Source organism: Variovorax defluvii (assembly GCF_039541515.1).
Taxonomy (GTDB): domain Bacteria; phylum Pseudomonadota; class Gammaproteobacteria; order Burkholderiales; family Burkholderiaceae_C; genus Variovorax; species Variovorax defluvii.
The window spans coordinates 1-25,445 of sequence record NZ_BAABGJ010000068.1; the positions used below are offsets into that span (position 1 = coordinate 1).

General features: G+C 69.0%; 24 protein-coding genes and 1 CRISPR repeat array. Of the genes, 6 read left to right on the forward strand and 18 right to left on the reverse strand.

Annotated elements, in window-relative coordinates; all coding sequences use genetic code 11:
• From ABEA07_RS19185 to ABEA07_RS19195, 3 genes are all read right to left on the reverse strand, one after another.
• Nucleotides 1–647, reverse strand: a 647-nt coding sequence (locus ABEA07_RS19185; protein WP_345539819.1) for a hypothetical protein, incomplete at its 3' end; no start/stop codon positions are given.
• 81 nt (nt 648–728) lie between these two features.
• On the reverse strand, nt 729–860 hold the full coding sequence (locus tag ABEA07_RS19190) for an RHS repeat domain-containing protein (protein WP_345539821.1): 132 nt from the start codon (nt 858–860) through the stop codon (nt 729–731).
• Between the two features lie 361 nt (nt 861–1,221).
• Nucleotides 1,222–2,100, reverse strand: coding sequence for a DUF3014 domain-containing protein (locus ABEA07_RS19195; protein ID WP_345539822.1), 879 nt, complete (start codon nt 2,098–2,100; stop codon nt 1,222–1,224).
• Between the two features lie 188 nt (nt 2,101–2,288).
• On the opposite strand from ABEA07_RS19195, the gene ABEA07_RS19200 reads away from it, so the two are divergent.
• On the forward strand, nt 2,289–2,687 hold the full coding sequence (locus ABEA07_RS19200) for a nuclear transport factor 2 family protein (RefSeq protein ID WP_345539823.1): 399 nt from the start codon (nt 2,289–2,291) through the stop codon (nt 2,685–2,687).
• A gap of 11 nt (nt 2,688–2,698) precedes the next feature.
• Here the strand turns inward: ABEA07_RS19200 and ABEA07_RS19205 are convergent, their stop codons facing one another.
• The gene (locus tag ABEA07_RS19205; protein ID WP_345539824.1) at nt 2,699–3,292 is read right to left on the reverse strand and encodes a carboxymuconolactone decarboxylase family protein; all 594 of its coding nucleotides are present in this window, start codon (nt 3,290–3,292) and stop codon (nt 2,699–2,701) included.
• Between the two features lie 40 nt (nt 3,293–3,332).
• Nucleotides 3,333–4,511: a YbfB/YjiJ family MFS transporter gene (locus tag ABEA07_RS19210; protein WP_345539825.1), complete on the reverse strand. Its 1,179-nt coding sequence runs from the start codon at nt 4,509–4,511 to the stop codon at nt 3,333–3,335.
• 66 nt (nt 4,512–4,577) lie between these two features.
• Between ABEA07_RS19210 and ABEA07_RS19215 the strand changes: the two genes are divergently transcribed.
• The gene (locus ABEA07_RS19215) at nt 4,578–5,447 is read left to right on the forward strand and encodes a LysR family transcriptional regulator (RefSeq protein WP_345539826.1); all 870 of its coding nucleotides are present in this window, start codon (nt 4,578–4,580) and stop codon (nt 5,445–5,447) included.
• Nucleotides 5,448–5,744: 297 nt separating this feature from the next.
• Here ABEA07_RS19215 and ABEA07_RS28680 read toward each other — a convergent pair whose 3' ends face one another.
• The 9 genes from ABEA07_RS28680 to cas3 form a co-directional block, all read right to left on the reverse strand.
• Complete coding sequence (locus ABEA07_RS28680) at nt 5,745–6,044, reverse strand: transposase (RefSeq protein WP_425584158.1); 300 nt, start codon at nt 6,042–6,044, stop codon at nt 5,745–5,747.
• 210 nt (nt 6,045–6,254) lie between these two features.
• A CRISPR array of direct repeats spans nt 6,255–8,113; the repeat unit is 29 nt; unit sequence GGGCCTATCCCCGCTCACGCGGGGCAACC.
• Between the two features lie 55 nt (nt 8,114–8,168).
• Entirely contained in the window at nt 8,169–8,486 is a 318-nt protein-coding gene (cas2e, locus tag ABEA07_RS19220) for a type I-E CRISPR-associated endoribonuclease Cas2e (protein ID WP_345539827.1), read from the reverse strand.
• Entirely contained in the window at nt 8,458–9,351 is an 894-nt protein-coding gene (gene cas1e / locus ABEA07_RS19225; protein ID WP_345539828.1) for a type I-E CRISPR-associated endonuclease Cas1e, read from the reverse strand. Before cas1e ends, cas2e begins: the two co-directional genes overlap by 29 nt.
• Nucleotides 9,352–9,363: 12 nt before the next feature.
• On the reverse strand, nt 9,364–10,131 hold the full coding sequence (gene cas6e / locus ABEA07_RS19230; protein WP_345539829.1) for a type I-E CRISPR-associated protein Cas6/Cse3/CasE: 768 nt from the start codon (nt 10,129–10,131) through the stop codon (nt 9,364–9,366).
• Nucleotides 10,128–10,865: a type I-E CRISPR-associated protein Cas5/CasD gene (gene cas5e, locus ABEA07_RS19235; RefSeq protein ID WP_345539856.1), complete on the reverse strand. Its 738-nt coding sequence runs from the start codon at nt 10,863–10,865 to the stop codon at nt 10,128–10,130. Before cas5e ends, cas6e begins: the two co-directional genes overlap by 4 nt.
• A 4-nt stretch (nt 10,866–10,869) precedes the next feature.
• Nucleotides 10,870–12,048: a type I-E CRISPR-associated protein Cas7/Cse4/CasC gene (gene cas7e, locus ABEA07_RS19240; RefSeq protein ID WP_345539830.1), complete on the reverse strand. Its 1,179-nt coding sequence runs from the start codon at nt 12,046–12,048 to the stop codon at nt 10,870–10,872.
• 27 nt (nt 12,049–12,075) lie between these two features.
• On the reverse strand, nt 12,076–12,672 hold the full coding sequence (gene casB, locus ABEA07_RS19245; protein ID WP_345539831.1) for a type I-E CRISPR-associated protein Cse2/CasB: 597 nt from the start codon (nt 12,670–12,672) through the stop codon (nt 12,076–12,078).
• Nucleotides 12,617–14,236, reverse strand: a complete 1,620-nt coding sequence (locus tag ABEA07_RS19250; RefSeq protein ID WP_345539832.1) for a type I-E CRISPR-associated protein Cse1/CasA — start codon at nt 14,234–14,236, stop codon at nt 12,617–12,619. Before ABEA07_RS19250 ends, casB begins: the two co-directional genes overlap by 56 nt.
• Entirely contained in the window at nt 14,226–16,919 is a 2,694-nt protein-coding gene (cas3, locus tag ABEA07_RS19255) for a CRISPR-associated helicase Cas3' (RefSeq protein ID WP_345539833.1), read from the reverse strand. The genes ABEA07_RS19250 and cas3 overlap by 11 nt, the downstream gene beginning before the upstream one ends.
• A 378-nt stretch (nt 16,920–17,297) precedes the next feature.
• Between cas3 and ABEA07_RS19260 the strand changes: the two genes are divergently transcribed.
• From ABEA07_RS19260 to ABEA07_RS19270, 3 genes are all read left to right on the forward strand, one after another.
• Nucleotides 17,298–18,515, forward strand: a complete 1,218-nt coding sequence (locus ABEA07_RS19260) for an MFS transporter (protein ID WP_345539835.1) — start codon at nt 17,298–17,300, stop codon at nt 18,513–18,515.
• Between the two features lie 183 nt (nt 18,516–18,698).
• Nucleotides 18,699–19,607 (forward strand): LysR substrate-binding domain-containing protein, encoded by a 909-nt coding sequence (locus ABEA07_RS19265; protein WP_345539857.1) that lies wholly within the window; start codon nt 18,699–18,701, stop codon nt 19,605–19,607.
• A gap of 7 nt (nt 19,608–19,614) precedes the next feature.
• The gene (locus tag ABEA07_RS19270) at nt 19,615–20,379 is read left to right on the forward strand and encodes an enoyl-CoA hydratase/isomerase family protein (RefSeq protein ID WP_345539836.1); all 765 of its coding nucleotides are present in this window, start codon (nt 19,615–19,617) and stop codon (nt 20,377–20,379) included.
• On the opposite strand, the gene ABEA07_RS19275 is transcribed toward ABEA07_RS19270, so the two are convergent.
• Complete coding sequence (locus ABEA07_RS19275; protein WP_345539837.1) at nt 20,380–21,054, reverse strand: DsbA family oxidoreductase; 675 nt, start codon at nt 21,052–21,054, stop codon at nt 20,380–20,382.
• 177 nt (nt 21,055–21,231) lie between these two features.
• On the opposite strand from ABEA07_RS19275, the gene ABEA07_RS19280 reads away from it, so the two are divergent.
• The gene (locus tag ABEA07_RS19280; protein ID WP_345539838.1) at nt 21,232–22,740 is read left to right on the forward strand and encodes a WD40/YVTN/BNR-like repeat-containing protein; all 1,509 of its coding nucleotides are present in this window, start codon (nt 21,232–21,234) and stop codon (nt 22,738–22,740) included.
• A gap of 60 nt (nt 22,741–22,800) precedes the next feature.
• Here ABEA07_RS19280 and ABEA07_RS19285 read toward each other — a convergent pair whose 3' ends face one another.
• From ABEA07_RS19285 to pcaB, 3 genes are read right to left on the reverse strand one after another with little or no spacing between them, the layout of a single operon-like run.
• Nucleotides 22,801–23,565: an alpha/beta fold hydrolase gene (locus ABEA07_RS19285; RefSeq protein WP_345539839.1), complete on the reverse strand. Its 765-nt coding sequence runs from the start codon at nt 23,563–23,565 to the stop codon at nt 22,801–22,803.
• A gap of 2 nt (nt 23,566–23,567) precedes the next feature.
• Nucleotides 23,568–24,020 carry a carboxymuconolactone decarboxylase family protein gene (locus ABEA07_RS19290; RefSeq protein ID WP_345539840.1) on the reverse strand — a complete coding sequence of 151 codons (453 nt, stop codon included), beginning with the start codon at nt 24,018–24,020 and terminating at the stop codon, nt 23,568–23,570.
• A complete protein-coding gene (gene pcaB, locus ABEA07_RS19295; protein WP_345539841.1) occupies nt 24,017–25,222 on the reverse strand; it encodes a 3-carboxy-cis,cis-muconate cycloisomerase in 1,206 nt (401 codons plus the stop codon). Before pcaB ends, ABEA07_RS19290 begins: the two co-directional genes overlap by 4 nt.
• Nucleotides 25,223–25,445: the final 223 nt, after the last annotated feature.

A 25,445-nucleotide genomic window follows, 5' to 3' on the forward strand; every position in this document is an offset into this window, starting at 1 on the left:
ACGTACTGGTAGATGAGGTCCGGGTGGTTGCGCAGGGACCGGGCCAGTTCGGCGATGGAGGCCGGGCCCAGGGGGCTGGCGTCGCCGGAGATCTTGGCGGCGGAGGTACTGCGCGTGGAGAGCTTGCCGATGTCGCTCTTGCGCGCCGCGGTGGTGCCCTGGTTGACGTTGCCAGGAAGGGTCCGCGAGGACAGCACGCGCTCGGCCTCGGCGAAGGTGACGGGGGGCATGTTGGCGCGCAGGACCCCGGGGGCGGGGGCGAACTCGGTGCTGGTCGACGTGGTGGCGCCTGTGCCTCGGGTGGTAGTGCCAACATCCTTGGCCCCCTCCTTGACGGCCTCGCGCCGCACGGGGTCCTTGGTGCTGGGCAGGTCGGCCGGCTGGTACTGCAGCGCAGGCTGGCCGCTGGTGAAGGCCACGGGACTGCCCGAGCGTGTCGCCGTGCTGGAAGACGAGCGCTGGCTGAGGTGGGTCTTCGTTGTCGCATTGGAGTTCGCATTGGCAGCGGCTGCCGGAACACCAAGGGCAATGGAAGGCGCTGCAGTCTTGCGAGCATTGCCGCTCTGGATCTGCGCGGCAGCGATGCCGCCGGCAAGCGATGTGGCAACGGCCACGACAACGGCGCAGGCGCGCGCGAGCTTGGGCATGGGAACCCCCTGGAAGTTTTTGTTGGAGAACTGGCTGCACGCACCGCGCGTGCAGCAGCGAGAGCAAGACCAGCCGGTCTGCTAAGGCGTGGTGGTCACCACCGAGCTTCGATTGCCTGCAGCGTCGTAGCTGTAGGTGATCGTGGTGGTGGAAGCGCCGCTGGTGTAGACGGTGCTGGCCAAACGGCCCAGCGCGTCATACGTGAAATTCACCGAGCCGGCATGGGCGGCGAGCACTGCGGTGCAAAGGCAAGCGGCAAGGACTGTGCGGCTCCACATCCGCGCCGGAAGACGGCGATGGGATGGCATCGATGCGTGCGATCTCGATGCGTGCGCTGGCGATGCAGCCAAGCTCTTCGTTCTCATGAATTCCCTGTGTTTTTTTGGCGTGGCGCGGACTGTAGTCCAAACCCCGCCAAAGAGAATCTCGTTTCTTGTCCGTCAAATGTTGCCGGCACGCTCGCGCATGCACGGCCACGACTCACAACCACCCCTCAAATGTGAACCGCCTCCAATCCGATGCCGCGGATGTTGGCAAACCGGGCGCCAGGGCCGCGGCCACCGGCGGCGCCTTCTACTTCTTCGCCAGCGCTCCGCCTGCGATCTGCCCGCGAAACTCCCTGAGCTTCGCCTTGAGCCGCCGCTCGTTCACCAGCCCCACCCGCACCATCATCTTGTGGCCCGCCGACATCGACTGCAGCGCCGGATCGACGAACTCGTAGTGCACCCAGGGCCGCTCCGAGGGGACCTCGCCCTTGATCTCGACCAGCTTCAGCTGCGGTGGCGTGGCCGGCTCGGGCGCCTGCAGCAGGTGGTCGATCACCGTCACCAACCTGTCGTTGAAATGCCGGTTCGGGTAGCCCAGTTCCACGTAGGCCTGCTGGAACAACGGATAGAGCTTCTGGTAAAGCGCAGCCGCCTTCTGCGCATTCACCGATTCCGCGAACAGCACGAAGGGTGTGTAGCGCGCGCCGTTGTCCAGACTGAGGGTCTGCGCCTCGCCCTTGCCGCTGACCTCGAAGCGCCCGGGCATGCGCTGCACCGGCCGCATGCGCGCGGCTGCATGTTCGCGCGGCAGGTTGTCCACGGTGGCGACGAAACGGGGCACGAAGGCATCGGTCTGCAGGAAGTTGCCGACCGCCTTCGCGCCGAGCAGTTCGGCGAGCGCGGCACGCACGGTGGCATCCGCATCGTCGAGCCTGGGCAGGGCTGCGTCGGCGGTGGTGTCCACCGGATTCTGCGGCTCCGTGGGCGCCGCTGCGGCCGGAACGGGTGCGGGCGCCTCGGGCTCGGGCGCGCTGACGGCGGGAAGGGCATCGACGGCAACAGGCTGCTGGTGCATCCATCGCCACCAGACAGCGCCGGCACCGAGCGCCAGCACCACCAGCACGACGGTGATCCACAACGAGGACTCTCGCGCCGGCCGGAAATCGTCGAACTCTCGATCGGCCATGGGACATCTCTCCTTTTCGTATGCGGTGAACGAACCGCGCACGCCATTGGACGCCAAATCCAGCGGCGCGGCACGCGGCGACGCTGGTAACGGCCTGTGACGGCGCACTGCGGTGCGAACATCTTGGCGTTGTAAATCGAGAGTGCGTGACTAGACTTTCAAGCCTCCAGTTCCAAAGGAGACGCATCATGGGTACACCGACCGACATCGTCCGGCAGGCCTACGCTGCCTTCGGACGCAAGGACATCGCGGGAATCCTCGCGTTGCTGAGCGATGACGTGGACTGGCGCTTCTATGCGGGCGAGGCCGCGGGCATCTCCTACGCCGGGAAGTTCACCGGCAAGCAGCAAGTGCAGGCCTGGTTCGGCATGCTGGCGGAATCCGATGACATCCAAGGCTTCGAGCCGCGCGAATTCCTCGAAGGGCCGGAGCACGTGACCGTGCTCGGCTGGGAACGCGCCAAACCTTTGCCCAAGGGCAAGGAGTTCGAGACGGAGTGGGTGCACGTGTTCAACGTCAAGAACGGCAAGATCACCCGCTGGATCGGCACCGGCGACACGGCCGCGCGGGTGGCAGCCACAAAGTAGGCGCGGCGACCTTAGAGCGGAAACCCGTCCAGCCCCTGCTGCCCTTCGGCAGGCTTGGCCGGCGTGTGCGCCACGTTCATCACCCAGCACACCATCACGAAGTAGCCGACCAGCGTGCTGAGGTCGACCAGTTGCTGCCGGCCGAAGCGCGCCTCGGTGGCCGCATAGGTGGGCTCGCTCACGCCGTTGTGGCGCAGCAGTTCGAGCGCGAAGTCGAGCGCGAGTTGCTCGTCCTCGGCCAGGGGCGCGGCGCGACGGCCCAGGCGCAGCGCCTCGATGGCCTCCGCGTTCACGCCGGCCTTGATCGCCGCCTGCGCGTGCAGCAGCCATTCGAACTGGTTGCCCACATGACGCGCCGTTGCGCAGATGACGAGCTCGCGCACGCGGGCATCGAGCCGGCTGTCGAAGCGCAGGTACTCGCCCACGCTGCCGACACGCTCCATCAGCGCCGGGCTCTGCAGCAGCGGCAGGAAGGGGCCGAAGACGCCCTTGCGCGGGCCATCGATCAGTGCCTGCGCCGCCTTGCGCTGGGCCTCGTCCATGGTGTCGGCCTGGGGCATCGGGAGGCGCTCGGCCCAGGGACGGCTATGGCCTTGTTCGATCATGATGGATTCCTTTTCAACGAAGACAAAGCGAAAGCCTGGATCATCGCGCACGCCACAGCCAGACGGCACTCCCGGCGAGCGCCAGCGCACCCACGGCCAGTGCGACGAAGAGGCCGCCGAAGCCCTGCGACCGGCCGCTCAACGCGGAGGACAACATCGGCCCCGCCATCTGCCCGATCGCGAAGGCGGCCGTCATGCGGCCCAGCGCGCGGGTCGGGTCACCGGCGCTGCGCGCCCTCGCCTCCTGCATGCCGGCCATGGTCGCGACCATGAAAGTACCGCCCACCAGCACCGCAGCCAGCAACACGGTGAGCGCGGACAGGTGCAGCACCGGCAGCACGCAGCCCAGTGCCATCAGCGCATGGCTGCCGGCCAGCAACTGGCGCCTTTCCATCCGCGGGAAGACCAGGCTCGCCAGCAGCGTGGACGCCGCCGCCGCGGCGCCGAACACGGGCCAGGCCGCGCCGAAGACGGCCGGGTCGTCCACCACCGCGCGGGCCAGCACCGGCAAGAAGGTGGCAGGCAGGATGTACCCGAAGCCGAGCAGGCCGTAGCTGAGCACCAGGCCCCAGGAGACACCGCCTCCGCCCGAGGCCGCTGCGGTCGCCACGCCCACGGGCGCATCGGGCATGCCGCGCGGCATCAGCACCGCCACCAGCACCAGGCCCGCCAGCGCCAATGCGCCAAGTTGCAGCCACAGCGCCTCCGGTGCCGTGTTCGCCGCGCCGGCCTGCCAGCAGTACAGGCCGGCCAGCGCGATGCCGGTGCCGACGCCGGCGTAGAGCAGGCCGGGGCCGGCGGCCCGCTCGTGGCGCGCCAGCCAGGCCAGGCACCACACGCTGGTGCTGACCAGCACCCAGGCACTCGCCACGCCGGCCACGAAGCGCCACAGCAGCCAGGCGGCGAGCGAATCGGTCCAGCCCATGGCCGCCGTGGAGGCCGCGACCAGCCCCAGCGCGACCAGGCCGGTGCGTTGCGGCGCCAGGCCCAGGCGTGCGGCGCTGAGCGCGCCCAGCAGATAGCCCGCGTAATTGGCGGCGGCCAGCCACCCGCCGGCGGCCACGTCGGCGCTGCCGGCGCGGATCATCAACGGCAGCATGGGCGTGAAGGCGAAGCGGCCGATGCCCATCGCGACCGCCAGCGCCACCAGGCCGGCCACCCAGAGGGCGGTGAAGGATGGCCGCGGCAGGCTGAGCGAAGGATGGATGGGGTTCGACATGGGAGTCCATTAGACGCAGAATGGCCCGGTGGCACAAATGAATTATCGAGAACGAAGATTCCTTTTATGAGAACGATCGACCTGGACTCGCTGGAGATCTTCCGCGCCGTGGTCAGCGAAGGCGGCGTGATCCGCGCCGCGGGCCGGCTCAACCGTGTGCAATCCAACGTCACGACCCGCATCCGCCAACTCGAAGAGCGGCTCGGCCAGAAGCTATTTCTGCGCGACGGCCGATCGCTGGCGTTGGCACCGGCGGGCCGCAAGCTCCTGCCCTATGCCGAACGCCTGCTGCGCCTGGCCGAGGAGGCCGAGAGCGAACTGCGCAGCGAGCAGCCGCTGGGCACCTTCAGGCTGGGCTCGCTCGAGAGCACGGCGGGCAGCCGCCTGCCCTCGGTGCTGTCGCGCTTCCACAAGCGCTACCCGGGCGTGGTGGTGGAACTGGTCAGCGGCACCACCGGCGCACTGATCAAGCGGGTGGAAGCCTTCGACATCGAGGCCGCCTTTGTCTCGCAGCCCTTTTCCACCGAAGGCCTGGAGACGCTGGCGGTGTTCGAGGAAGAGTTGGTGCTGATCACTGCCCACAGCGTCGAAACGGTGACGCGCCCCGGCGACCTGGCCGGCAGCACGCTGATCGCCTTCGCGCAGGGCTGCTCCTACCGGCGGCTGCTGGAGCAATGGCTGGGCAAGGGCGGCGTGGTGCCGGCGCGCTCGCTGGAGTTCTCTTCCTACCAGGCCATGATCGCCTGCGTGGCGGCGGGCACCGGCTTCGCGGTGGTGCCGCTGTCGGTGCTCAAGGCACTGCGGGCCACGGCCGACGTGCGCCAGCACGCGCTGCCCGAGCGCATCCGGCGCAACCGCACGCACCTGGTGTGGCGCGGGGCGCCGTCGGTGGCGCTGATGCGGTTGATCGAGATGGTGGGCAAGGGCAGCGCCTGAGGCGCGTTGGGCCGACCTTCGCTGGTGCGGGGCAGCTTTTTCGGGTCGCCAAGATGCCTCCCAGGTGGTCCGCGTAAAGCCAGTTCATGATCGTGGTGCCTGAGCCCTCCTACCACACGATCGGCTCGTCGGTGCCTGGGACCGTGCACATCGCGTGTTGGATGGTGCTGCCTGCCGCGTCGTACCCGGCAATCAGGCGATCGGCGTCGTAGAGCAGGTGGGCTGCTCACGCGCACCCGATTCGGTGATTCGTCACCCGGACGCAAGCGCCGACCCGATGGCGGAGCGGCTGACGGATCACACCGAGCTGCTCGCGGGCCTGCGGACCGTGAGCCGGGATTCAGGTAGCAGGTACGGGATGCGAGGCGTCCCCCCGGCGACTGGAGCGATGGGGATGCATGGGTGTCCGCCAAAATTAGGTGGACGCCACTTGCGCACGACGTTGGTGTTCAGGCCATGCGCGATGGCCACGCCAGAGACTGAAGCGCCGGGCTGTCGGCACTCGGCCAGGATCCGCGCCTTGAGCTCGGCACTGTGGACTCGGCGACTGGAAATATTGGGATGCATAGGCGTCCGCCAAGAATAGGTGGACGCCATCCTCCGAAGGTGCGGCGTCAGACGCAAGGTGGGATCGCTGGACGCTCACCGGCAATCTACATCGCTTGACTATCTTTTCCGCCGCTATGGGGCCTATCCCCGCTCACGCGGGGCAACCGCGGCCATCTGACTCCAATCAGGCTTGGTCGAGGGCCTATCCCGCTCACGCGGGGCAACCAATCTCGCGATCTCGCTCTTACTGCCGCGCAGGGGTCTATCCCCGCTCACGCGGGGCAACCCCCATCTGCCACGCGATGGAAGCGCCGCCGTAGGGCCTATCCCCGCTCACGCGGGGCAACCACGCAGTTCTTTGCATACCCCGGCGCCGGGTCCGGCCTATCCCCGCTCACGCGGGGCAACCTGCCCGGTCCCACTCACGGCGCGGGTCGAGGTGGGCCTATCCCCGCTCACGCGGGGCAACCTGCCCGGTCCCACTCACGGCGCGGGTCGAGGTGGGCCTATCCCCGCTCACGCGGGGCAACCGAGGGATGAGCGCGCAGAACGCCTATTCCGCCGGGCCTATCCCCGCTCACGCGGGGCAACCGTCGCATCGCCAGTCTTGATCCGGACGCCAGTGGGCCTATCCCCGCTCACGCGGGGCAACCGGTGACTTTGACCCATGACACTGGTACTTCTCGGGCCTATCCCCGCTCACGCGGGGCAACCGCTGCTCTATCCAGGGCCTGATCCAGGGGTGAGGGCCTATCCCCGCTCACGCGGGGCAACCGTGGATGGAGCGTCTACCGATCCGTCCGCAGCGGGCCTATCCCCGCTCACGCGGGGCAACCTGGTGGTGGACCTGTCGGAGCGCGCAGGACTGCGGCCTATCCCCGCTCACGCGGGGCAACCTGGTCCTCGCCGAGGCGGTGCTGATGTGGGCGGGGCCTATCCCCGCTCACGCGGGGCAACCGTTGTGACGCCCGACCCGACGACCTTTACTACGGGCCTATCCCCGCTCACGCGGGGCAACCCCAGAGGGAGAGCGGCCCCTAGTGCCCGAACGCGGCCTATCCCCGCTCACGCGGGGCAACCGCGACGTGCGCGTGCCAACGATTTGCTTGATGGGGCCTATCCCCGCTCACGCGGGGCAACCTTGTAGCGGCCCGAGCCGGTGTGGGTGCGGCGGGGCCTATCCCCGCTCACGCGGGGCAACCGATGGTAGTTGAAGGGCTGATCGTGCCCAATACGGCCTATCCCCGCTCACGCGGGGCAACCGCCGGCCAGGACCGCCGCGGCATCGTCGTCCAGGGCCTATCCCCGCTCACGCGGGGCAACCGACGGCGTGATCAACACCATCCTGCGCGACCAGGGCCTATCCCCGCTCACGCGGGGCAACCAAGCGCGGGATCTACAGCCCGATGCTGCCGGAGGGCCTATCCCCGCTCACGCGGGGCAACCGCGGACCAGCGCTGCGCCTTGATCAGCGAGTCGGGCCTATCCCCGCTCACGCGGGGCAACCGTCAGGGCCGCCAGGGTGACGACGTCGCCCTCGGGCCTATCCCCGCTCACGCGGGGCAACCGTCGGACGGATCTGGCGTCCACGTGGCGGCCAGGGCCTATCCCCGCTCACGCGGGGCAACCCACCAGCTTTGCTTGGTCGGCCTTGTAGATTCGGGCCTATCCCCGCTCACGCGGGGCAACCTAACTATCTTGAGGAATTGAGATGAGCGAAAAGGGCCTATCCCCGCTCACGCGGGGCAACCGCGTACGTGTAGCCCTTGGCCGATGCCTTGCGCGGCCTATCCCCGCTCACGCGGGGCAACCCTGAGCGTGTCCCGATCCCACTTCACCGGCTCGGGCCTATCCCCGCTCACGCGGGGCAACCAGATCATGACCGAACCACGGTCTAAGTCTGAGGGGCCTATCCCCGCTCACGCGGGGCAACCCGTTGCGAGTGCGGCGCCGCTGCCACCGTCCAGGGCCTATCCCCGCTCACGCGGGGCAACCAGGTTGGCACCGCTCAGGTCGGCACCGCGCAGGGGCCTATCCCCGCTCACGCGGGGCAACCGGACGGTGATTGCCACTTAGAACCTCTCTACAGGGCCTATCCCCGCTCACGCGGGGCAACCTCTCGCATGCAAGTCCAAGTCACGCAAGAGAAAACCAGCAAACCGATCCGGAATTTTAAAGAGCGTTTCCAGCGGGCCCTGCACGCCGCCTCACCAGCCAAGTGCCATCGGCCTCGAACATTTCCCGTGGCGGATCGCCAAGATTGGCGATGCCAACACCTCCCACGGCATTCATGTCGCGCCAGACCATCACCAGGCTTCCCCTGCCTTCCTGCCGATGCCAGTCGCTCATCACGCCCCAAACACGCGCACGCACACCAGGGTTCATGCGCGGCGACACGAACACGTTGGGCGCCACCTCCAGCATCGTCGACGACAGAAAGCCGTGGAATCGATCGGGCACATCACGGATCACGATCATCACCAGCGCCATTTCCCACCTCATCCATCCGCAAGACTTGCTTGATGCGGTCGATCATGGCGCCGATCACCTGCTGTTTCCGGAACACCGCCGCCGCCTCGCGTCGAACCAGACGATCGATCGTGTCGTCCACTTCCTCCGCGCGCCGGGCCGCTGTGAAGGCGATCTGCAAGGTCACGGTGTCACGAAACAAGTCCGCGATGTCCAGCACGAAGGACTGCCCAGAGTCTTCGTGGATGAACCCCAGCGGCGGCAATGCCGCCAGCGATTGGACGGCGATGGCCGCAGCCGCCTGAACGGCCGTGGCCGCATGGTTGATGGCCTGGTTCGGCAGATCGGTGGCATTGGGGTTGGCGCGGTCGTAGTTGCGCCCCTTCCAGGAAATGCCGTGCTTCTCGGCCATCAGCTTGTAGAAGTTCTTGACACGCGAACCTTCGATGCCGCGCAGGGTGTCCAGATCACGGTGCGGCAGCACTTCGCCCAGCCGCAATGCGTACATGTGGCGCGCCACGCTGATGCGACGGCGCGGATTGCCCCACAGCTCGGCCTGGCGCCGCGCCACGTCCGAGCGGTCTGGCAGGAGCGGCGGCGCGGTGTAGCTGCGCACGCCGTCCTCTCCCACCGCCGCCATCAGCGTCCCGTGCCGCGCCAGCAGCCGTAGCGCGTCGTGCGTGACACTGCTGCCCGGCCCGAGCAGGATCATCGACACCGCCTGGTGCGGTATCTGGTCCATCGTCGGCGTCAGGCTGTCTCGCCCGCGCAGGAAATGCAGGCAGCCGTCGATCACGCACAGTTCGCCGCGCGACAACCACAGCAAGCCATGGCGGTCCGCATGCGGGATGCGAGCGGTTTCCAGCCCCAGCCGACCCTTGAGCATTGCTTGCGCCTTCTAGCTCGGCCGGCTCAACAGCAACATGCCGAAGCCGAAAGCCCGATGCCGGCCCACACCGCGTGCCAGCAAGTGCGCGAACGCGGCCGGATCGCGCACGCGCAGGTGCCCTTTGAGCACGGCATCGGGTCCATCGATCACGCGGCCTCGCCGCGCCTGAGCGCCCACCGCCTGGGTGCGTCGAACGACCTGCTGGCGGCGGAACCCTGCGAGGTGCACGTCCTCCAGCAGTTCGACCGCGCCCTGCCAGGCTTCCCGCGCCACACCTTCACGCGTTGCCAGGTGATCGCGCAGCCATTGCACGTAGACGGCCTGGCGTTGCAGCGGCTGACCTTGCGCCTGCTCCACGGCGTGCAGGAACGCGTCGCGCTCCCCCTTGGCGGCGCGCACGGTCGGACGCAAACGCAGCTCGAACCCCAACACCTGGCCCGCGCGCCACTGAGTGGGAAACGGGCGCAAGCGATAGCCCGCATGGCGGTCGGTCGCGCCCAGGCCCAGCGTCTGCGCCGCCAGCGGATCTGCGAGGGCGACCTGCGCGCGCATCGCATCCGCATCCAGCGAGGTATAGGCCAGCAGCCCCTGGCGCTCGTCCAGGTAACGAAAGGGCTGCGGCGCCGCACTGCCGAACGCTGCTCGCAGCAGGCCATGCAATGCATCGCCCAGGTCCGACGGCTGCCGCTCATGCCGCGCATGGTGCCTCGCTACCCAGGCGGCCAGCAGGCGCGCGTCGGGCTGCGTGTGCAAAAGGTACAAGGGTTCACCGCTCATGCCGGCTCCGGCGCCATCAGCAGGCCCTCGCGCACCGGGCGCCATCCGCCATGCATACCACTGGTCCAGTTGCGTTCGTCGCACAGACTGCTTCGCCGGTCGCTCCGCAACTCGCCCTGCCCCTCCGGCCACTGTGCACGCCAGCCCTGCGCGCCGGCCGGAAGCTGACGCACCCAGGCCTGGAGCGCACCCAGCACATGCTCTGCTTCCTGCCAACCAGCCACCAGGCGCCCGCTGGGAAGACAGGGTTTGCGGCCGATGAACAGGGGACGCACGGGGCGGTCCAGGGCGCAAGCCACGGCGTCCAGGGTGGGCGCTTCGTCCATCGGATCGAGGTACAGCGCGACCCACGCCGTCAGCTCGGCGTGGTAGTGGCGGTAGCGCAGGTGCGGCCCCGCGTAGGAGCCTGAACCGCTGCCGCGCTTTTCGGGCTCGCCCCACGTGGTCCATGCCCTGTCGGCCGCGCTCAGTTGAGCCGTCTGGAAGTCCACCAGGCGCTCCGCGTCAGCAGATCGCTGGCGCCGCGCCATGGGCTCGAGCACCGTTCCCATGCGCAAGCGCTGCTGCAGTCGATTGTGCAAGGCATCCTCCGCACGATCCCAGCCCAGGGCGTTGGCGATCAACCCCGTCAGCATCGACAACGCCGGAAAGTCACGGATCACGCCCTGGTTGTCAATGGTCTCGCCGCCGAAGGCGATCAGCGGCGATGCCAGTCGCAGCACCAGATGACGCATCACCTCAAGCCTCCGCACGCACGACGGCGGTCTGCGCCCATTCGGCCAGCGTCTGCAGTGTCAGGCGTTCCGCACCTGGCACCTGCACGTCATCCACCGCGAGGTAGCGCCGCGCCAGCGGTGCGCCGTAGGCCGCGTCCATCTGCGCGATCTCGTCCGCGATGCGCTGGACCGCCGCCTTGCGCAGCGCGGGCTCGCCCTGCGGCAGCGCGTTCTGGAAAGCCCCGGCCAGACTGCGCGGCTGCCAGTCGCCAGCCTCCACCAACATGAACTTGGCCCACTCGAAGGGCGCGGTCGAGCCTCGCTTCGCGCCCGGGCTGACGGTCGCGATCAGGTGCAGCAGATGCTGCACCACGCGGCCGGCGAGTGCACGCTGCTCCGGCGTGCCGTTGCGCCACTCCTTGATGCTCACGCCTTCGAGGTTGGCGACGAGTTGCGGAACATCGACAACCACGTAGCCGTAGTACAGGCCGCTGGCCAGCTCGGTATCGAAGATGCCGGCCGAACCGGTCTCGCCGGCCTCCTGCAGCAGGTCGTCGACCACGGTGAAGTAGTCGTTCTCGACCTGCGCCTCGTGCACGGTGAACGCGTGCGCCACGTAGACGGCGGCATCGCGGTTGGCCAGCACGTCGGACGTGACCATGCGGCCGAACATCGCAGATTCCAGGCCACTGCCCAGGCGCAGCGCCTCGATGTTCTTTTTCTCGTCTTTCAGAAACCCGGCGATCGCGGCCTTGAGCGTTTTCTCTTCGGAGTGTTCGGCCGCCAGTGTGGCGCAGCGCTGGACGAGATAGTCCACCTCGGCGTGTCCGAGCAGCACGGCCTGGCCCGTCTCCAACGCCTCATCGCCTTTGAGGTCCTTGGCCTTGTCGACCAGGCCGGCTGCGCGCAAACCCTCCACAGCCAGCTGAGCCAGTGGCTCTGTCACGCCGGCAGCAACGAGACGGTCGCGGATCAGGCGCGGCGTGCCACGGGACCGCACGGCCATGCCCACGCCGAGGCGGCTCAGCGCAAAGGCATCGTCAGCCGTGCGCCAGTGACGCTTCAGGCATTGCGAAGAGATGCGGGTACGGATCTTGTCGCCGTAAGGCAGGCGCTTGGCCAAGCCGGCGTCGTCGCGATTGAGCAGCGCGGCCGGGTAGTTGTGCAGTGTGTGGATTTGCAGGAAGCGAGGCAATGTCATAGGTTCTCCCAGGATGGTTCGTGTTGCTCAGTCTTTGGCTGCAAGTGCAGAAAAGTAAGGGCCGGCGATGCGCAGGCGGAGCTGTTCGGCGCGACTGGCGTCATCGCGTTCGTTGCTGTCTTCTTTGAGGATCAGTTCGCCGAGCTCGAACCAATTGGGCCGAACTCCCTTGGAAGCCAACAGGCGCAGCACGCGCGGCACCATCTGGCGGAAAGCATCACCTCTGGCCGTGAGCAGTCGGGTCACGCGCGACTCGGCCACGCCCGCCTGGGCCAATTGCCGGCCCAGCCTGCCGCCGCCGTCGTGGCCCGCCAGGGCCATGCCGTGCGCGATCAGTGCCCAGCGCGGCCAGGTTTCGGCGCGCCATTTCTCGGGCTGCAAGCCGGCCGACAGCAGCGCACGCGAGAGCGCGGCAATCTCGTGCGGGCGCAGCGCGTCGGGGACGAGACGCGCCAGCGCAGCGCAATCGCCCGGTCCGGCGCGCTGCACATGCGCAGCCAGCGCGCCGTAGGGACTGCGCGAAGTGGACACATTTTCTTGTTCGGCCGGGGCCGTCTGGATGGGGGGCTCAGTCATGGCATGCTCCTCGTGGTTCGGCCGCGGCTTCGCGGCGCTGTTGGGCATAGTGAGGGGCGAGGTCCGGCAACACGGGTTTGGCCCCGCGCAGCGCGCCATGAAACCGCCCCAGTGCGGCAGCACGGGCCTTGTAGCGTTGCATGCCATTGCGCGGCCCGGCGTCGAAGGCCCGGGTCAGCACGTGCTCGGCGCGATCCACCAGGCCCAGCAACCACTGCACGCGCAGCCCCAAGCGGTCCGCATCCTCCGCCTCGGCCTCCAGCGCCAGATCGTCGAAGAAGCGGGCGTCCTCGCCTTGTTCGAAGGGGCGGGCGAAACGACCAGCCTTGTCGCTGATGCTGTCGTTGCGATCGCCGCCATCGCCATTGGCGAACAGGAGCACCAACGCGCTCCACAGCAGCTTGCGAAGGTCGGCAATGGCCGCCACGCGCTGCCTGGCCATCTCCGCCACCGCCACGCGCTGCGGCCCTGCAAGACGCCGGCGCAGTTTGGGTGAGATGGGGACACGGCGTTCGTGGTACCCCTCGGTCTTGCCTTGGCCACGCACGGTGGCCTGGGCCACGACTTGCAGCACCACGTCCTGCGGCCAGCCGTCGAGCCGCCAGGCCGCTCCGTGCGTGAAGCGTCCACCGGTCAGCAACTCGGTCATCAGCTTGTACTCGAAACCCGCGCCCGAGACGGTCAAGGCCTTGCCCTCGGCAGCATCGACGGGCGTCCAGGGATCGCCAGTGATGCCGTTGCGATCCTTGCTGGCGACACGCGCCACCTTGCTGCCCGTGGCGCGAGCCAGCAAAGCGCCTGCGGCTTCATCCAGTCGCACACGCCTGCAGATTTCGATGTAGAGCGGATCGAGCGCCTGCATGCTCAATGACTCCGCGCCGGACCATGGCATCAGCCACAGCAGCGCATGGCCGCCTTCGGCAGCGAGGCCCTGCTGGTCTGCGATGGTCGTGCGCTGCTCCAGCAGCGTCGTCAAGTCTGCCAGCCAGCGCGTGCCCCAAGCGCCTGGCGGCGCGACACCCACGCCGGGACGGCTGGCGAAGCCGCCGTTCATGCGCGAGACGCCGTAGTTCCCGGCTCCCAGGAAGCCCTCTTGTGTCTGCAGGCTGACCAGCGCGAACAGCCAATCGTCAGGCTCGGCCCGGCGGGCTCGCGCAGCCTTGATGTCGTGGTTCTTGGCCGTGACGAGCATGTCCAGTTCGTCCGCGGCGAGCAGCACGTTCTTCCAGGCCGCGATGCGCTCGCCCGGCACTGGCGGTTGCAGCAATGCCGGCCGATCGGGAGGCGCCACCATGCACCAGGCCGCGCCATCCGTGTCGGCCGGTGTCAACGCGAGCAGGGCTGTGCGCCAGCCGGCGGCATCGGTCCAGGGCTGCGCCCGGCCGGCGCGGTGCAGCGCTATGGCCGCCAACTGCGCGAGAAATGCATGCCAGGGATGGCGCTGATGCGGGCGCAGCGCGGGAAAGTCGCGCACCGTGTCCGCCACCATCGCGGCGAGGAGTTCGGGCAGGCTGCTGCGATGCAACTCCCCGTGGACCACGCAGCGCCAGCGAATCAGGGCTTCATTCAGCAGGTTTCTGCGCAGTCCGGGAGTTGTGGCGTCATGCGGCATCGTCTTGGCTCCTTTCAGGGTTGGACGCAACGCGCTCCACGCCGAGCCGGGTGTAGCGGTATCGCATCGCACCCAGGTTGAACATGAAGCCCTCATGGGTGCCCAGCGCCATCGCGCCCGAAGCCTGAGCCTCGGGCGGCAGACCGCGCGCCAGCAAGTGGTGCCGGATGGCCAACTGTGCGACGGGCTGACCGAACGGGCCGGCCAAGGGCGGATCGAACACGACGATGCGGTCAGCGGCGCCCAGGCGGCTCCCGATACGGCCTTCGTCCTGCGGGAAATGCACATCGTCGAAGGCCTTGTCAAAAGGCAACGCGTGCAGGTTGGCCACAGTCTTGGTGGCTGCGAGAGCGCCGTCGTATTCGATGCCGAAGCGCACCCAGTCCTCTCCCAACTGCTGCGCGATCGCACTCAGCGCCTCGGGGTGCGTGGCCTGCTCCACCAGCGGCCGGTTGTCGGCGGGAATGCTGCGCGTGGGCTGCGCCCCAATCAGGCGCCGGGTGGCTTCGAGCACGCGCAAGTCGACATAGACACCGCCCATGGGTTCACCCTTCAATCGAATGGGCCCGAGCCCATGGCGCTGGCGCTTGAGCAGCGGCGCCAGATCGTGCCCCGGCGGCGTGAGCACCCAGGCGCGTGCATGCTCGAAGCCGGCGGGGCGCCGGTCGTCGTCCAGCGCATCCGGACCCGGCCTCGCATGACGATGCAGCCGTCCCAGCCGCTGCAGCAGCACGTCCATCGGGCAGAGGTCGGTGATCAGCAAGTCGGCATCAATGTCGAGGCTCTGCTCCAGCGTCTGCGTGCCGACCACGACGAGCCCGCCGCGCGGCATGCGCTGCTTGCCGATCTGGGCCTGCACCTCGGCATCGAGCAGGGGACGGTCCTGCCGGCTGAAGCGGCTGTGGTGCAAGGTGCTGACGCCAGCGACCTTGAACAGGCAGTCCAGGCTTCGAGAGGCAGCGAGCGCCTCGACGGCCCGCAAGGTGGCGATCGCCGCAGGCACGGTATTGCGAACCACCAGCACGCACGCGCCCGCCGCTGCGGCGTCTACGGCGAGTGCCGCTATGCGCATGGGATCGTCGATCATGTCCCGCGCCTCCCAGTGGACCGTCTTGTGGCGCGGGTTGCCTTCGACAGGCAGCATGTGCGGCCCGTCGCCGGTGCAGTGACTGATCGCGGGATAAGGCATGACCTGGGCAGAGGCCAGCAGGGGCGGCGGCTCGACACGGCGGCTGCCAATGCCCAGATAGCGCGTCCGCGCCGATGCGCCCAGCGTCGCGGACAGCAACAGTGCCTGGCCGCCGCAGGCCACGTGCGCACGCAACAGGTGCTCGAGCAGGCGGGTCATGTAGGCGTCGGAGGCGTGCACTTCGTCCACGACCAGCAGGCTGCGCGCAAGCATGGCGTGGCGCAGATGAGCATGCTTGATCTGCAGCGCACCGAGCAAGGCCTGGTCCACCGTGCCCACGGCGATGGTGGCGGCCAGGTAGCGCTTGGGAGACTCCGCCGCCCAGCGGCGCTCGGCCTGGTCATCGCCGGGTGCGTCGGACCACAGCACGTTGAATTCCGGCAGCGCCTTGGCGGTCTGTCCGTCCGCCGCAGCGTACCCGGGCAAGGCGCGCACAGCCACAGGTGGATTCATGCGCCAGGCGAGGCCCACGAAGGCCTGCACTCGCTCGTAGATCTGCGTGGCCGCCACGCGCGTGGGCAACGCGAAGTACAGCCCGTCGACGCGGCCTGTGCGCCAGAGATGCAGGAAGCGCCACAACGCGGCCTCGGTCTTGCCGCTGCCGGTCTCCGCTTCGAGCACCACGACCGGGCCGAACTTGTCGTCGGCCATTGCAGCCTGCATCGGACGGACCCCCGGTACACCAAAGGCCTGCGCGAAGTCGCAGCCTGTCGACGCGAGGCGCAAAGCGGCGTCACCGGCATCCAGCCCGAGCGCCTGCAATGCGTGGCGTGCCCGCCGGGGTGCGGTCGCAGCGCGATCCTCCCTGGCCTGGGTATAGGGAAAGAACCCTTCACGCGTGTCCGAGCCCAGCCAGTCGGCCAGTTGAACGAGGCCCGCGAACAGGTGTGCGAATGCGGGCGCGGTCGGCAACTCGGACGCATGCGCATCGAAGGCTCGGGGGAAAAGCGCCAGGATGCGTTGCCCCATCGCAGCGACCGCTTCAGCCGGGTCGTAGATCGTTCGCGGCCCGTCGGCCACGGGCTGCCAGATGGCCTCGGCAGCGTCGGCGCCCGTGGGGCGTCCATGGTGGCTGATGCTGGCGCGCAGCAGCGGCAGGACGGCCTCACCCCACGAGTCCATCAGATCCAGCGGCAAGCCCGCAAGGATGCGCGGCGCGCCGTGCAGGCAGTCGTCAAACAATGCCCAGCCCTGGGGGCCGTGGCCGCACTCCGGCAGCGGCAGCCAGCAGCGTGGACGGTCGGCGCGCTCGCGCCAGTAGCGGACCTGGAAGCCGGAATTCGCCTTGCCGATGTCGTGCAGGAAGGCCAGGACCGCCAAACGCGCTCGGTCCACGTCGCTCAAAGAGCGTCCGGCTGCGCGATCCAGCGAACGCTGAACGGCTGGCATCACCAGCAAACGGTGCAGCACCGCCGCCACATCGGCCATGTGGTCCAACAGCGGATGGATGAGAACGCGCCCATCGGACAGGCGGTTCAACTTGCCCCAGGGCATCCACCGGGCCTCCACCGCTCAACTCCTGGGCCTGGAGATACTGCGCAGAACTGGCATCGACAGCGGATCGATCGGCTCCCGTCGATGGCCATGGGCATTCTTGCCGCGGGGTGCGAGGCGGGCACACCCCGCAAGGCGGCTACGCCCGATCACCCAATCAATATCTTTCATCGAACCTCCTCCCTTTTTTTGTTGGAGTCTGCAAAGACGCTGGCCGGCAAAAGCCGCGCGATCATAGCAATGCCTTTGCCGAAGGAGTCAAGTTTTCGGGCCCACCTTGCAGACATTCCTTGGGCGCATGTCAGCCGTGCGGATTGATCACGCCACGCCGCGTCGCCGAGCGCTCCAATCATGCGCAGGAAGACAAGGAACGATGGGATGAATCAGACAAGCGAACGCCATGCCGTGCTCTGGGCCGTGGTCTGCGGCGGCGCGATCATGGGCCTGGCCCTCGGCATCCGGCATGTGCAGGGCCTGTTCCTGCTGCCGATGACGCTGGACCGCGGCTGGTCGCGCGAGGCCTTCGCCTTCGCCATCGCGGTGCAGAACCTGGTGTGGGGCATCGCCCAGCCCCTGACCGGCATGGTGGCGGACCGCTTCGGCGCCGTGCGCGTGCTGGTCGCCGGCGCCTTGCTGTATGCCGCCGGGCTGGTGCTGATGTCGCTGTCCCTCTCGCCCCTGCACCTGACGCTCAGCGGCGGCGTGCTGATCGGCATCGCGCTGGCCTGCACCGCCTTCGGCACGGTCTACGGCGCGATCAGCCGGCGGGTCGACCCGGCCCATCGCGGCTGGGCGCTGGGTCTCACGGGCGCGATCGGCGGCCTCGGCCAGTTCGTCCTGGTGCCGGTCGTCCAGGGCCTGCAGCAGTGGCTGGGCTGGGCGCTGGCGTTGGTGATCCTGGGCGGCGCGATGGCCGCCGTCGCGCCCTCGTCTGCCGCGCTGAGAGATCAGCGCCCGGCCTCGCGCTCGGCGGCCTCCGCTCCATCGATGCGCCAGGCCATCCGCGAAGCCTTCCGCCACCGCGGCTTCTGGCTGCTGAACGCCGGCTTCCTGGCCTGCGGCTTCCAGCTCGCCTTCATCGCCTCGCACCTGCCGGCCTACCTGCAGGGCAAGGGCCTGAAGCCCTCGGTGGCCGTGGCCGGACTGGCCATCATCGCGCTGACCAACATCGCCGGTACCTACGCCTGCGGGCGGCTGGGCGACCTGTACCGCCGCAAGTACCTGCTCTCGGGCCTGTACCTGGCACGCTCCGCCGCGATGGCGCTGTTCGTGCTGCTGCCGCTCAGCCCGCTCACGGTGTACCTGTTCTCCGCGGTGATGGGCCTGCTGTGGCTGGGCACGGTGCCGCTGACCAACGGGCTGATCTCGCAGGTCTTCGGGGTGCGCTACATCGCGACGCTGTTCGGCTTCGTTTTCTTCGGGCACCAGGTGGGGTCCTTCCTGGGCGTGTGGCTGGGGGGCCATGTGTTCGATCTGACGAAGTCCTATGCGCTGGTGTGGCTGGGTGCGATCGGACTGGGCCTGCTGGCGGCCGCGCTGCACTGGCCGATCGACGACCGGGAGATCGCCCGCGCGGGAAGGCTGGTGGCCGCATGAACGCTGGCATGCTTCGTCGCGCCGGGGTTGTCGTGCTTGCCGCTGCGTTGGCGGGAACGGTGCTGCTCGCCTACCTGCAGCCTTCGGGCATCGCCGCGCTGATGCAGTTGATGGCCTTCTGCGGATGAAAGATCGTCCTGTGCTTCAATCGGCAGTCTTCCTCTCCCACCATTCGCCATGGGAATGTCGCTGCCGCTGGTTCGGCTCTCCTCGCTCGACCTGCTCAAGGGCTTCGTCGCCGTGGGGCGCCGCATGAGCATCACCCAGGCCGCCGATGATCTGAGCCTGACGCAATCGGCCGTGAGCCGGCAGGTCCATGCGCTCGAAGAACAGCTCGGCGTGCGCCTGCTGGTGCGCAGGCCGCGCGGCGTGGAATTCACCGCGGAGGGCGAGCGCCTGTTCCGCAGCGCCGACGGCGCACTGCAGCAGTTGCAGGATGTGCTCGGCGAGATCCGGCGCGGCGCCACACGCCAGGCGGTGACGGTCACGGCCAGCATGGGCGTCGCGGGGCTGTGGCTGCTGCCGCGGCTGGGCAAGCTGCAGCAGGCGCACCCCGACATCGAGCTGCGCCTGGCCGCCAGCAATGCCGTGGTGGACCTGCGCGACGGCGAGCACGACCTGGCGATCCGCTACTGCGCGCGCAGCGCCGCACCCGCCGATGCGCTGCGCCTTTTCGGCGAGCGCGTGGTGCCGGTCGCGCATCCGACGCTGGGCATCCGTTCGCTGGACGATCCCTCGGCGCTGCGTCGCTTGCATCTGCTGGAGTTCGACGATTCGCGTCCCTGGCTGCAATGGCGAAGCTGGCTGCGCGAGCGCGGCTGGCGCCAGGCCCGGCCGCGCGGCATGCTGCGCTTCAACCAGTACGACCAGGTCATCCATGCCGCCCTGGCGGCGCAGGGCATCGCGCTGGCGCGGCTGGAGCTGATCCTGCCGCTGGTGCAGAACGGGCAGTTGCTCATCGTGCAGGCGCCGCCCGGCAAGACCGAGAGCCCCAACGCCTACTGGCTGATCCAGGCACAGGCCCATCCGCGCGACGAGGTGCGGCGCGTGGCCGCGTGGATCCGCGCCGAGGCGGCGGCCGTGGATTGGTAGGCGAACGATGAACCCCGGCGACTTCGTCCGTTTCGAGCCCACCGACCACGGCGTGGCCGAGCTGGTGCTCGACCGGCCCCTGGCGCGCAACGCGCTGAGCCGGGCCATGACCGACGCGATGGCCGCCTTTCTCGCGCAAGCCGAGGACGACCCGGCCGTGCGCGTCGTGCTGCTGCGTGCGGAAGGCGCGCACTTTGCCGCGGGAGCCGACCTCAAGGAGCTGGCGGCGATGAGCGCGGCCGAGGCCGAGGCGATGGACCTTTCCGGTTCCTGCGACGCCCTGGGCCGCTTCGCCAAGCCGGTGGTCTGCGCGGTCCAGGGCGCGGCGCTCGGCGGCGGCTGCGAGCTGGTCGAGATGTGCGACGTGGTGATCGCCGCCGACGACGCCGTGTTCGGCCACCCCGAGGTCCGCGTCGGCACCATGCCCGGGGCCGGCGGCACGCAGCGGCTGCCGCGCATCGTGGGCCGTACCCTCGCGCTCGACCTGCTGCTCACCGGGCGGCCGCTCACCGCGGAGGAAGCCCTGCGCAGCGGCCTCGCATCGCGCGTGGTGCCGCGTGCCGCTCTGCTCGCCACCGCGCGCAGCGTGGCGGCGCAGATGGCCGCCCTGCCCGCGGACGTGCAGCGAATGATCAAGACCGCGGTGCGCGGCGCTGACGAGCTCCCGCTGGAACTGGGCCTGCAACTGGAGCGCCGGCTGTTTCACCGCAGCCTGGCGGGGCCGGCGCGTGCCGGGGCCATGCAGGCCTTCCTGGCGCGGGCCGGGTCCTGATCAGGCCAGCGCGGTCGCCGCGGGCGCCGCGCCGGCGATCTGGCGCAGCGCGCGCTCGAACACCTCCACTGGCTGGCCGCCCGAAATCAGGTGCTGGTTGTCGATGACGACGGCCGGCACGGCATGAACGCCGGCGTTGGTATAGAAGCGCTCACGGGCACGCGTCTCGGCGGCGTATTCGTTGCCCGCCAGGATCGCGCGGGCCCTTTGCGGATCGAGACCGGCCTCGCCGGCCAGGCGCACCAGGACCTCGTGGTCCGACGGGTTTTCGTCGTCGGTGTGCACGGCTTTCAGCATCGCCTTCTTCAGTGCAACCTGCCTGGCCGGATCTTCCAGCGCTGCCCAGTGCAGCAGGCGATGCGCGTCGAAGGTGTTGTAGAGCCGGGAGCGGCCGGACTCGCGGAACTCGAAGCCCACCGCCGCACCGCGGGCCCGGATGGCCTCGCGATTGGCGGCCTGCTGTTCACGCGTGCTGCCGTACTTCTGGTTCAGGTGTTCGAAGGCATCCTGGCCCTCGGGCGGCATGTCGGGGTTCAGTTCGAAGGGCTGGAAATGCAGCTCGGCCGTGATGTCGGGGGCGACCCGTTTCAATGCGGCCTCGAGGGCGCCGAGGCCGACGGCGCACCAGGGGCAGGAGATGTCGGAGACGAAATCGATGCGGAGATGGGAGGACATGAACGCAGATGGCGGCTGTGAAAAGCCGCCATCATGCAAGGCAATCCGATCCGCTGCCGGCCGGGGCGCCATGGCCCTGCCGGCGGCGCTGAATCTGACATTTTGTGACGACGTCGGAACAACGCACTCATGGTTCACAAGAATCGGCCCGCTGCATTGGCAGTGACGAGGGCCACCATGAGACGGTCGTATCTGTTCATTTCTTCTCTTCTCCTGTCCTTGCTGACGACCGCCTGCGGGGGTGGCGGTGGCGGTGATGCCAATGCCGTCGCGGCCCTTGCAGTCCTTGCCTCCGCGGGCACGGGTACCACTGTCTCGACCTCGACCGACACCGGTACCGCAACGCCAGCAGATGCCCAAAGCACGGCGCCCCCCACCGTCAACACCCCGGCCACGCCCCCGCCTCCTCCATCCCCCGCCGTGCCTGCCGCGCCCGTCGATACATTCCCCTGGGTCGATGTCACGGGCGCCGCGGTGCAGGCGCAATCCAACACCGGCTACATCGCCCGCAACGATGCGGCGCAGGTGGTGGTGACCTTGCCGGCCAATCCGACGGTCGGCGACGTGCTACGCATCAAGGGCGCCGGCCTGGGCGGCTGGAAGCTCGCGCAGAACGCGGGGCAGACGGTGAACACGGGCCCCATCGGCGGCATGGCCGGCGCCAGTTGGACGGCGCACGGGCCGGAGCAATACTGGCGCGCGGTGGCGTCGTCGGCCGACGGCAGCAAGCTGCTGGCGGCGGCGTCCGGTGGCCGCCTCTACACCTCGACCGATGGTGGCCTGAACTGGACTGCGCGCGACGCCGACCGGCCCTGGCAATCGGTGGCTTCGTCGGCAGCGGGCGACAAGCTGGTGGCCGTGGCGTCCCTCGGTTCGCTCTACACCTCGTCAGACGGCGGCGAGAGCTGGACCCCATGCAGGGGCAACGCACCGTGCGACGCGGAGCGATGGTGGTCCTCGGTCGCCTCGTCGGCCGACGGCAGCAAGCTGGTTGCCGCGTTGGCCACCGGCGAAATCTACACATCGACCGACAGCGGCTCGAGTTGGACCCAGCGCAGCGTCGACAATCAGGCCTGGACCTCGGTCACGTCCTCCGCCGATGGCACCAGGCTGGCGGCGCTCGGGTACCCCGGCCGGATCTTCACCTCGACCGACAGCGGCGCGACCTGGGCCCCCTGCTCCGACCAGCCGCTGTGCGACAGCTTCAATCTTCTGAACTGGACCGCCGTCGCATCGTCCGCCGACGGCAGCAAGCTCGTGGCGACCGAGTGGAATGGCCGGATCTACACCTCCAGCGACGCAGGCGTGCACTGGACCCTGTGCACAACCCGGCCCGCCTGCAGCTCCGACCGGCTGTGGATGGCCGTGGCCTCGTCGGCTGACGGAAGCAGGCTGGTCGCCGCAGCAAGCGACGGTCGGATCTACACCTCGAGCGACGGCGGCGTGAGCTGGACAGCCCGCGATTCCAATCGCGACTGGTCGTCGGTGGCTTCGTCGGCCGATGGCGGCAGGCTGGTCGCGACGATAGGACAAGGCATCGGTCCCATCTATATCTCCACCGCCACGACCACGCCCGGCACGGCAGGCTCGATCAGCGGCACCGCGACCGATGCGATCGAGCTTCAGTACGTCGGTGATGGGCTGTTCACGGTGCTGAGCCATGAGGGCAACCCCACTGCTGAGTAGTCCAGGCACGATCGCCGAAGCAGTTCGCCGGCCCAGGCACGGTTTTGCCTGGGGAGGGGATCAGAGACTGCGCCAGAAATCGATCAGCAGCTGCGTGAACTCCACCGGCCGCTCCACCGCGCTCAGGTGCGCCGCATCGATGCGGGCCAGCTTCGCACCCGGAATCGCCTCGACCATGGCCTCGGACATGGCCGGCGGGGTGGCTTCGTCCTGGTTGCCGGCGATGACCAGGGTGGGCGTGCGGATCGTGCGGTTGCTTTCGCGGAAGTCGATGGCCGCCACAGCCTCGCAGCTGGCGATGTAGCCGGCCGCGTCGGTGCCGACCAGGGTGTCGTGCAGCCGGCGCGCGGCCTCGGCACCCTCGGGCGTGGTGGTGAAGGCCGGCGTGAGCCAGCGCGACACTGCGCCGGGCGCAATGGCCGCGACGCCCTGGGCCTGCACGGTCTCGACGCGCGCACGCCAGGGCGCCTGGTCGGGGTAGTGGGCCGAGGAGTTCGCGATCACGACGCTGCGCAGCAGCTCCGGCCGCTTCGGCGCCAGCGCCTGCGCCGTCATGCCGCCCATCGAGAGGCCGACGAAGTGCACCGGTTCGCCCTCGGTCTCGCGCGCGATCATCTCGGCGGCGTCGTCGGCCAGGTCCTGCATGCTCAACGGTCCCGGCACCCGCTCCGAGCCGCCATGGTTGCGGTGGTCGTAGCGCAGCACCGTGTGGGCACGGGCCAGCACCTGGGCCACGCCGTCCCACATATGCAGGTCGCAGCCCAGCGCATGGCTGAGCACCACGAAGGGGCCCTCGCCTTCGCGCAGCACGTTCAGTCGGGTCATCGTCATGTCTCCTTGTTGACGAGCTGGTCGTTCTTGTCGGCGGCCTCGAGCAGGCCCTTCTCCCGCAGGATGCCGGTGGCGATGCCGAAGGCATGGTTGGCCACCGGCACGCCGCAGTAGATGGCGGCCATGAGGATCACCTCCTTGATCTCGTCGGCCGTGAGGCGCGACTCGGGCGGGCCGTCGAGCGCGGCGCGCACGTGCATCGCGAACTCCTCGTAGGCATGGATGCCCAGCATCATCGACAGCACCATGAAGCGGCGCGTCTTGTCGCCCAGGGCCGGGCGGCCCCAGATGTCGTTCCAGGCATGCCGGGTGATCAGCGCCTGGAACTCGCTGTTGAAGGCATTGCGGTTGGCCAGCGACTTGTCGACCCAGGCATCGCCGAGGATGCGGCGGCGGTTGAGGAGGCCGGCTTCGTAGTCGTCGGCGGGCGGCGTGGTGGGGGCTGTCATCGAGAAGTGCTTTCCAGTTGATCCTGCAGGTCCCGGACCTGCGCGTGGACGATGGTAGCGGCGTGCGCGGCCAAGGCCGGATCGAACCATTCGTCGGCTGCTTCCGCCGGCAGCTCGGCCCGCAGACGCTCGATATTGGCAAGCATGCGCGCGGCATCGATCTGCAGGCCCGGCAAGGCGGTGGCCAATGCGCGCACGCTGCCATGTGCGCTCATCAGGAGCTGCGGCCATTCGGCCAACTCGGCCTGCCAGGGGCCCAGTGCGCGCTCGTGCTCCTGCGGCATGGCGGCCAACAGGGCCGCGACGCGCTGCGGCGCCCGCCCGGCCGCGGCCAGTGCCACCATCGAGGCGACCGGGTTGCGCTTGTGTGGCATGGCGGAGGAGCCGCCGCGGCCGGGCTCGCTGGGCTCGGCCAACTCGCCCACTTCGTACTGGCCCATGAGCGCGATGTCCCGCGCGATCTTGCCCAGGCTGCCGGCCATGAGGCCGAGTTCGCAGCCCAGCGCGACCCACTCGTCGCGCTGGGTGTGCCAGGTCTGGCCGGGGTCGCCCAGGCCCAGTTCCTGCGCCATGCGCCGGCGCACCGCGGCGCCCTGCCCCTTCATCTGCGCAAGCGTGCCCACGGCGCCGCCGAGCTGCACCTTCAGCGCACGGCGCGCCGTATCGGCCAGGCGTGCGCGGCTGCGCACCAGCGGCGCGGCCCAGCCGGCGCACTTCAGGCCGAAGCTGGTGACCGAGGCCGGCTGCATCAGCGTGCGCGCAAGGATGGGCGTGGCCGCGTGCTGCGTCGCATGCGCCAGCAGCGCCTGCGCGGCCTTGGCCAGGTCGGCCTCGACCAGCGCCACGGCCTCGCGCGTGACCAGCGCCATCGCGCTGTCGATCACGTCCTGGCTGGTGCTTCCGAAATGCACGAAGGGCACCGCCTCGGCGTTGAACAGCCCGACCGCTTCCTTCAGGCTCTTGACCAGCGGGATCGCCACGCTGCCGGCGCGCCCGCTGTCGCGCACGATCTTGGCGACGTCGAACAGCTCGACCTTGCAGCTGCCGACGATGGAGCGCGCGGCCGGTTCGGGGATCAGGCCCTCGGCTGCCTGCGCACCGGCCAGTGCGGCCTCGAAGCGCAGCATGGCGGCGACGAAGTTGTGGTCGCTGAAGGCGGCCAGCGTTTCGGAAGTGGAGAGGAAGCCCTCGAAGATGCTCATGTCAGTTGCTCCACCGCGCGTTGCGCGAGCCGACGCATGAAGCACGCCGGCCGCGAAGCCGGCCCGTTCGGGAGCACTTGCGGAACCGGCTTTGCCGGGCCGCTGGGTGCGCCCCCGGTGAGGGGGTTGGCGGACCACACGAAGTGGGGGAGCCTGGGGGAGAGCAACATTTTTCGCGGAACCGGCTTTGCCGGGCCGCTGGGTGCGCCCCCGGTGAGGGGGT

Coding starts and splice junctions, on each gene's coding strand:
- ABEA07_RS19195 (WP_345539822.1), bottom strand. CDS start 2,100: ATGGCCGATCGAGAGTTCGACGATTTCCGGCCGGCGCGAGAGTCCTCG.
- ABEA07_RS19200 (WP_345539823.1), top strand. CDS start 2,289: ATGGGTACACCGACCGACATCGTCCGGCAGGCCTACGCTGCCTTCGGA.
- ABEA07_RS19205 (WP_345539824.1), bottom strand. CDS start 3,292: ATGATCGAACAAGGCCATAGCCGTCCCTGGGCCGAGCGCCTCCCGATG.
- ABEA07_RS19210 (WP_345539825.1), bottom strand. CDS start 4,511: ATGTCGAACCCCATCCATCCTTCGCTCAGCCTGCCGCGGCCATCCTTC.
- ABEA07_RS19215 (WP_345539826.1), top strand. CDS start 4,578: ATGAGAACGATCGACCTGGACTCGCTGGAGATCTTCCGCGCCGTGGTC.
- ABEA07_RS28680 (WP_425584158.1), bottom strand. CDS start 6,044: ATGGCGTCCACCTATTCTTGGCGGACGCCTATGCATCCCAATATTTCC.
- cas2e (WP_345539827.1), bottom strand. CDS start 8,486: ATGGCGCTGGTGATGATCGTGATCCGTGATGTGCCCGATCGATTCCAC.
- cas1e (WP_345539828.1), bottom strand. CDS start 9,351: ATGCTCAAGGGTCGGCTGGGGCTGGAAACCGCTCGCATCCCGCATGCG.
- cas6e (WP_345539829.1), bottom strand. CDS start 10,131: ATGAGCGGTGAACCCTTGTACCTTTTGCACACGCAGCCCGACGCGCGC.
- cas5e (WP_345539856.1), bottom strand. CDS start 10,865: ATGCGTCATCTGGTGCTGCGACTGGCATCGCCGCTGATCGCCTTCGGC.
- cas7e (WP_345539830.1), bottom strand. CDS start 12,048: ATGACATTGCCTCGCTTCCTGCAAATCCACACACTGCACAACTACCCG.
- casB (WP_345539831.1), bottom strand. CDS start 12,672: ATGCCCAACAGCGCCGCGAAGCCGCGGCCGAACCACGAGGAGCATGCC.
- ABEA07_RS19250 (WP_345539832.1), bottom strand. CDS start 14,236: ATGCCGCATGACGCCACAACTCCCGGACTGCGCAGAAACCTGCTGAAT.
- cas3 (WP_345539833.1), bottom strand. CDS start 16,919: ATGCCCTGGGGCAAGTTGAACCGCCTGTCCGATGGGCGCGTTCTCATC.
- ABEA07_RS19260 (WP_345539835.1), top strand. CDS start 17,298: ATGAATCAGACAAGCGAACGCCATGCCGTGCTCTGGGCCGTGGTCTGC.
- ABEA07_RS19265 (WP_345539857.1), top strand. CDS start 18,699: ATGTCGCTGCCGCTGGTTCGGCTCTCCTCGCTCGACCTGCTCAAGGGC.
- ABEA07_RS19270 (WP_345539836.1), top strand. CDS start 19,615: ATGAACCCCGGCGACTTCGTCCGTTTCGAGCCCACCGACCACGGCGTG.
- ABEA07_RS19275 (WP_345539837.1), bottom strand. CDS start 21,054: ATGTCCTCCCATCTCCGCATCGATTTCGTCTCCGACATCTCCTGCCCC.
- ABEA07_RS19280 (WP_345539838.1), top strand. CDS start 21,232: ATGAGACGGTCGTATCTGTTCATTTCTTCTCTTCTCCTGTCCTTGCTG.
- ABEA07_RS19285 (WP_345539839.1), bottom strand. CDS start 23,565: ATGACCCGACTGAACGTGCTGCGCGAAGGCGAGGGCCCCTTCGTGGTG.
- ABEA07_RS19290 (WP_345539840.1), bottom strand. CDS start 24,020: ATGACAGCCCCCACCACGCCGCCCGCCGACGACTACGAAGCCGGCCTC.
- pcaB (WP_345539841.1), bottom strand. CDS start 25,222: ATGAGCATCTTCGAGGGCTTCCTCTCCACTTCCGAAACGCTGGCCGCC.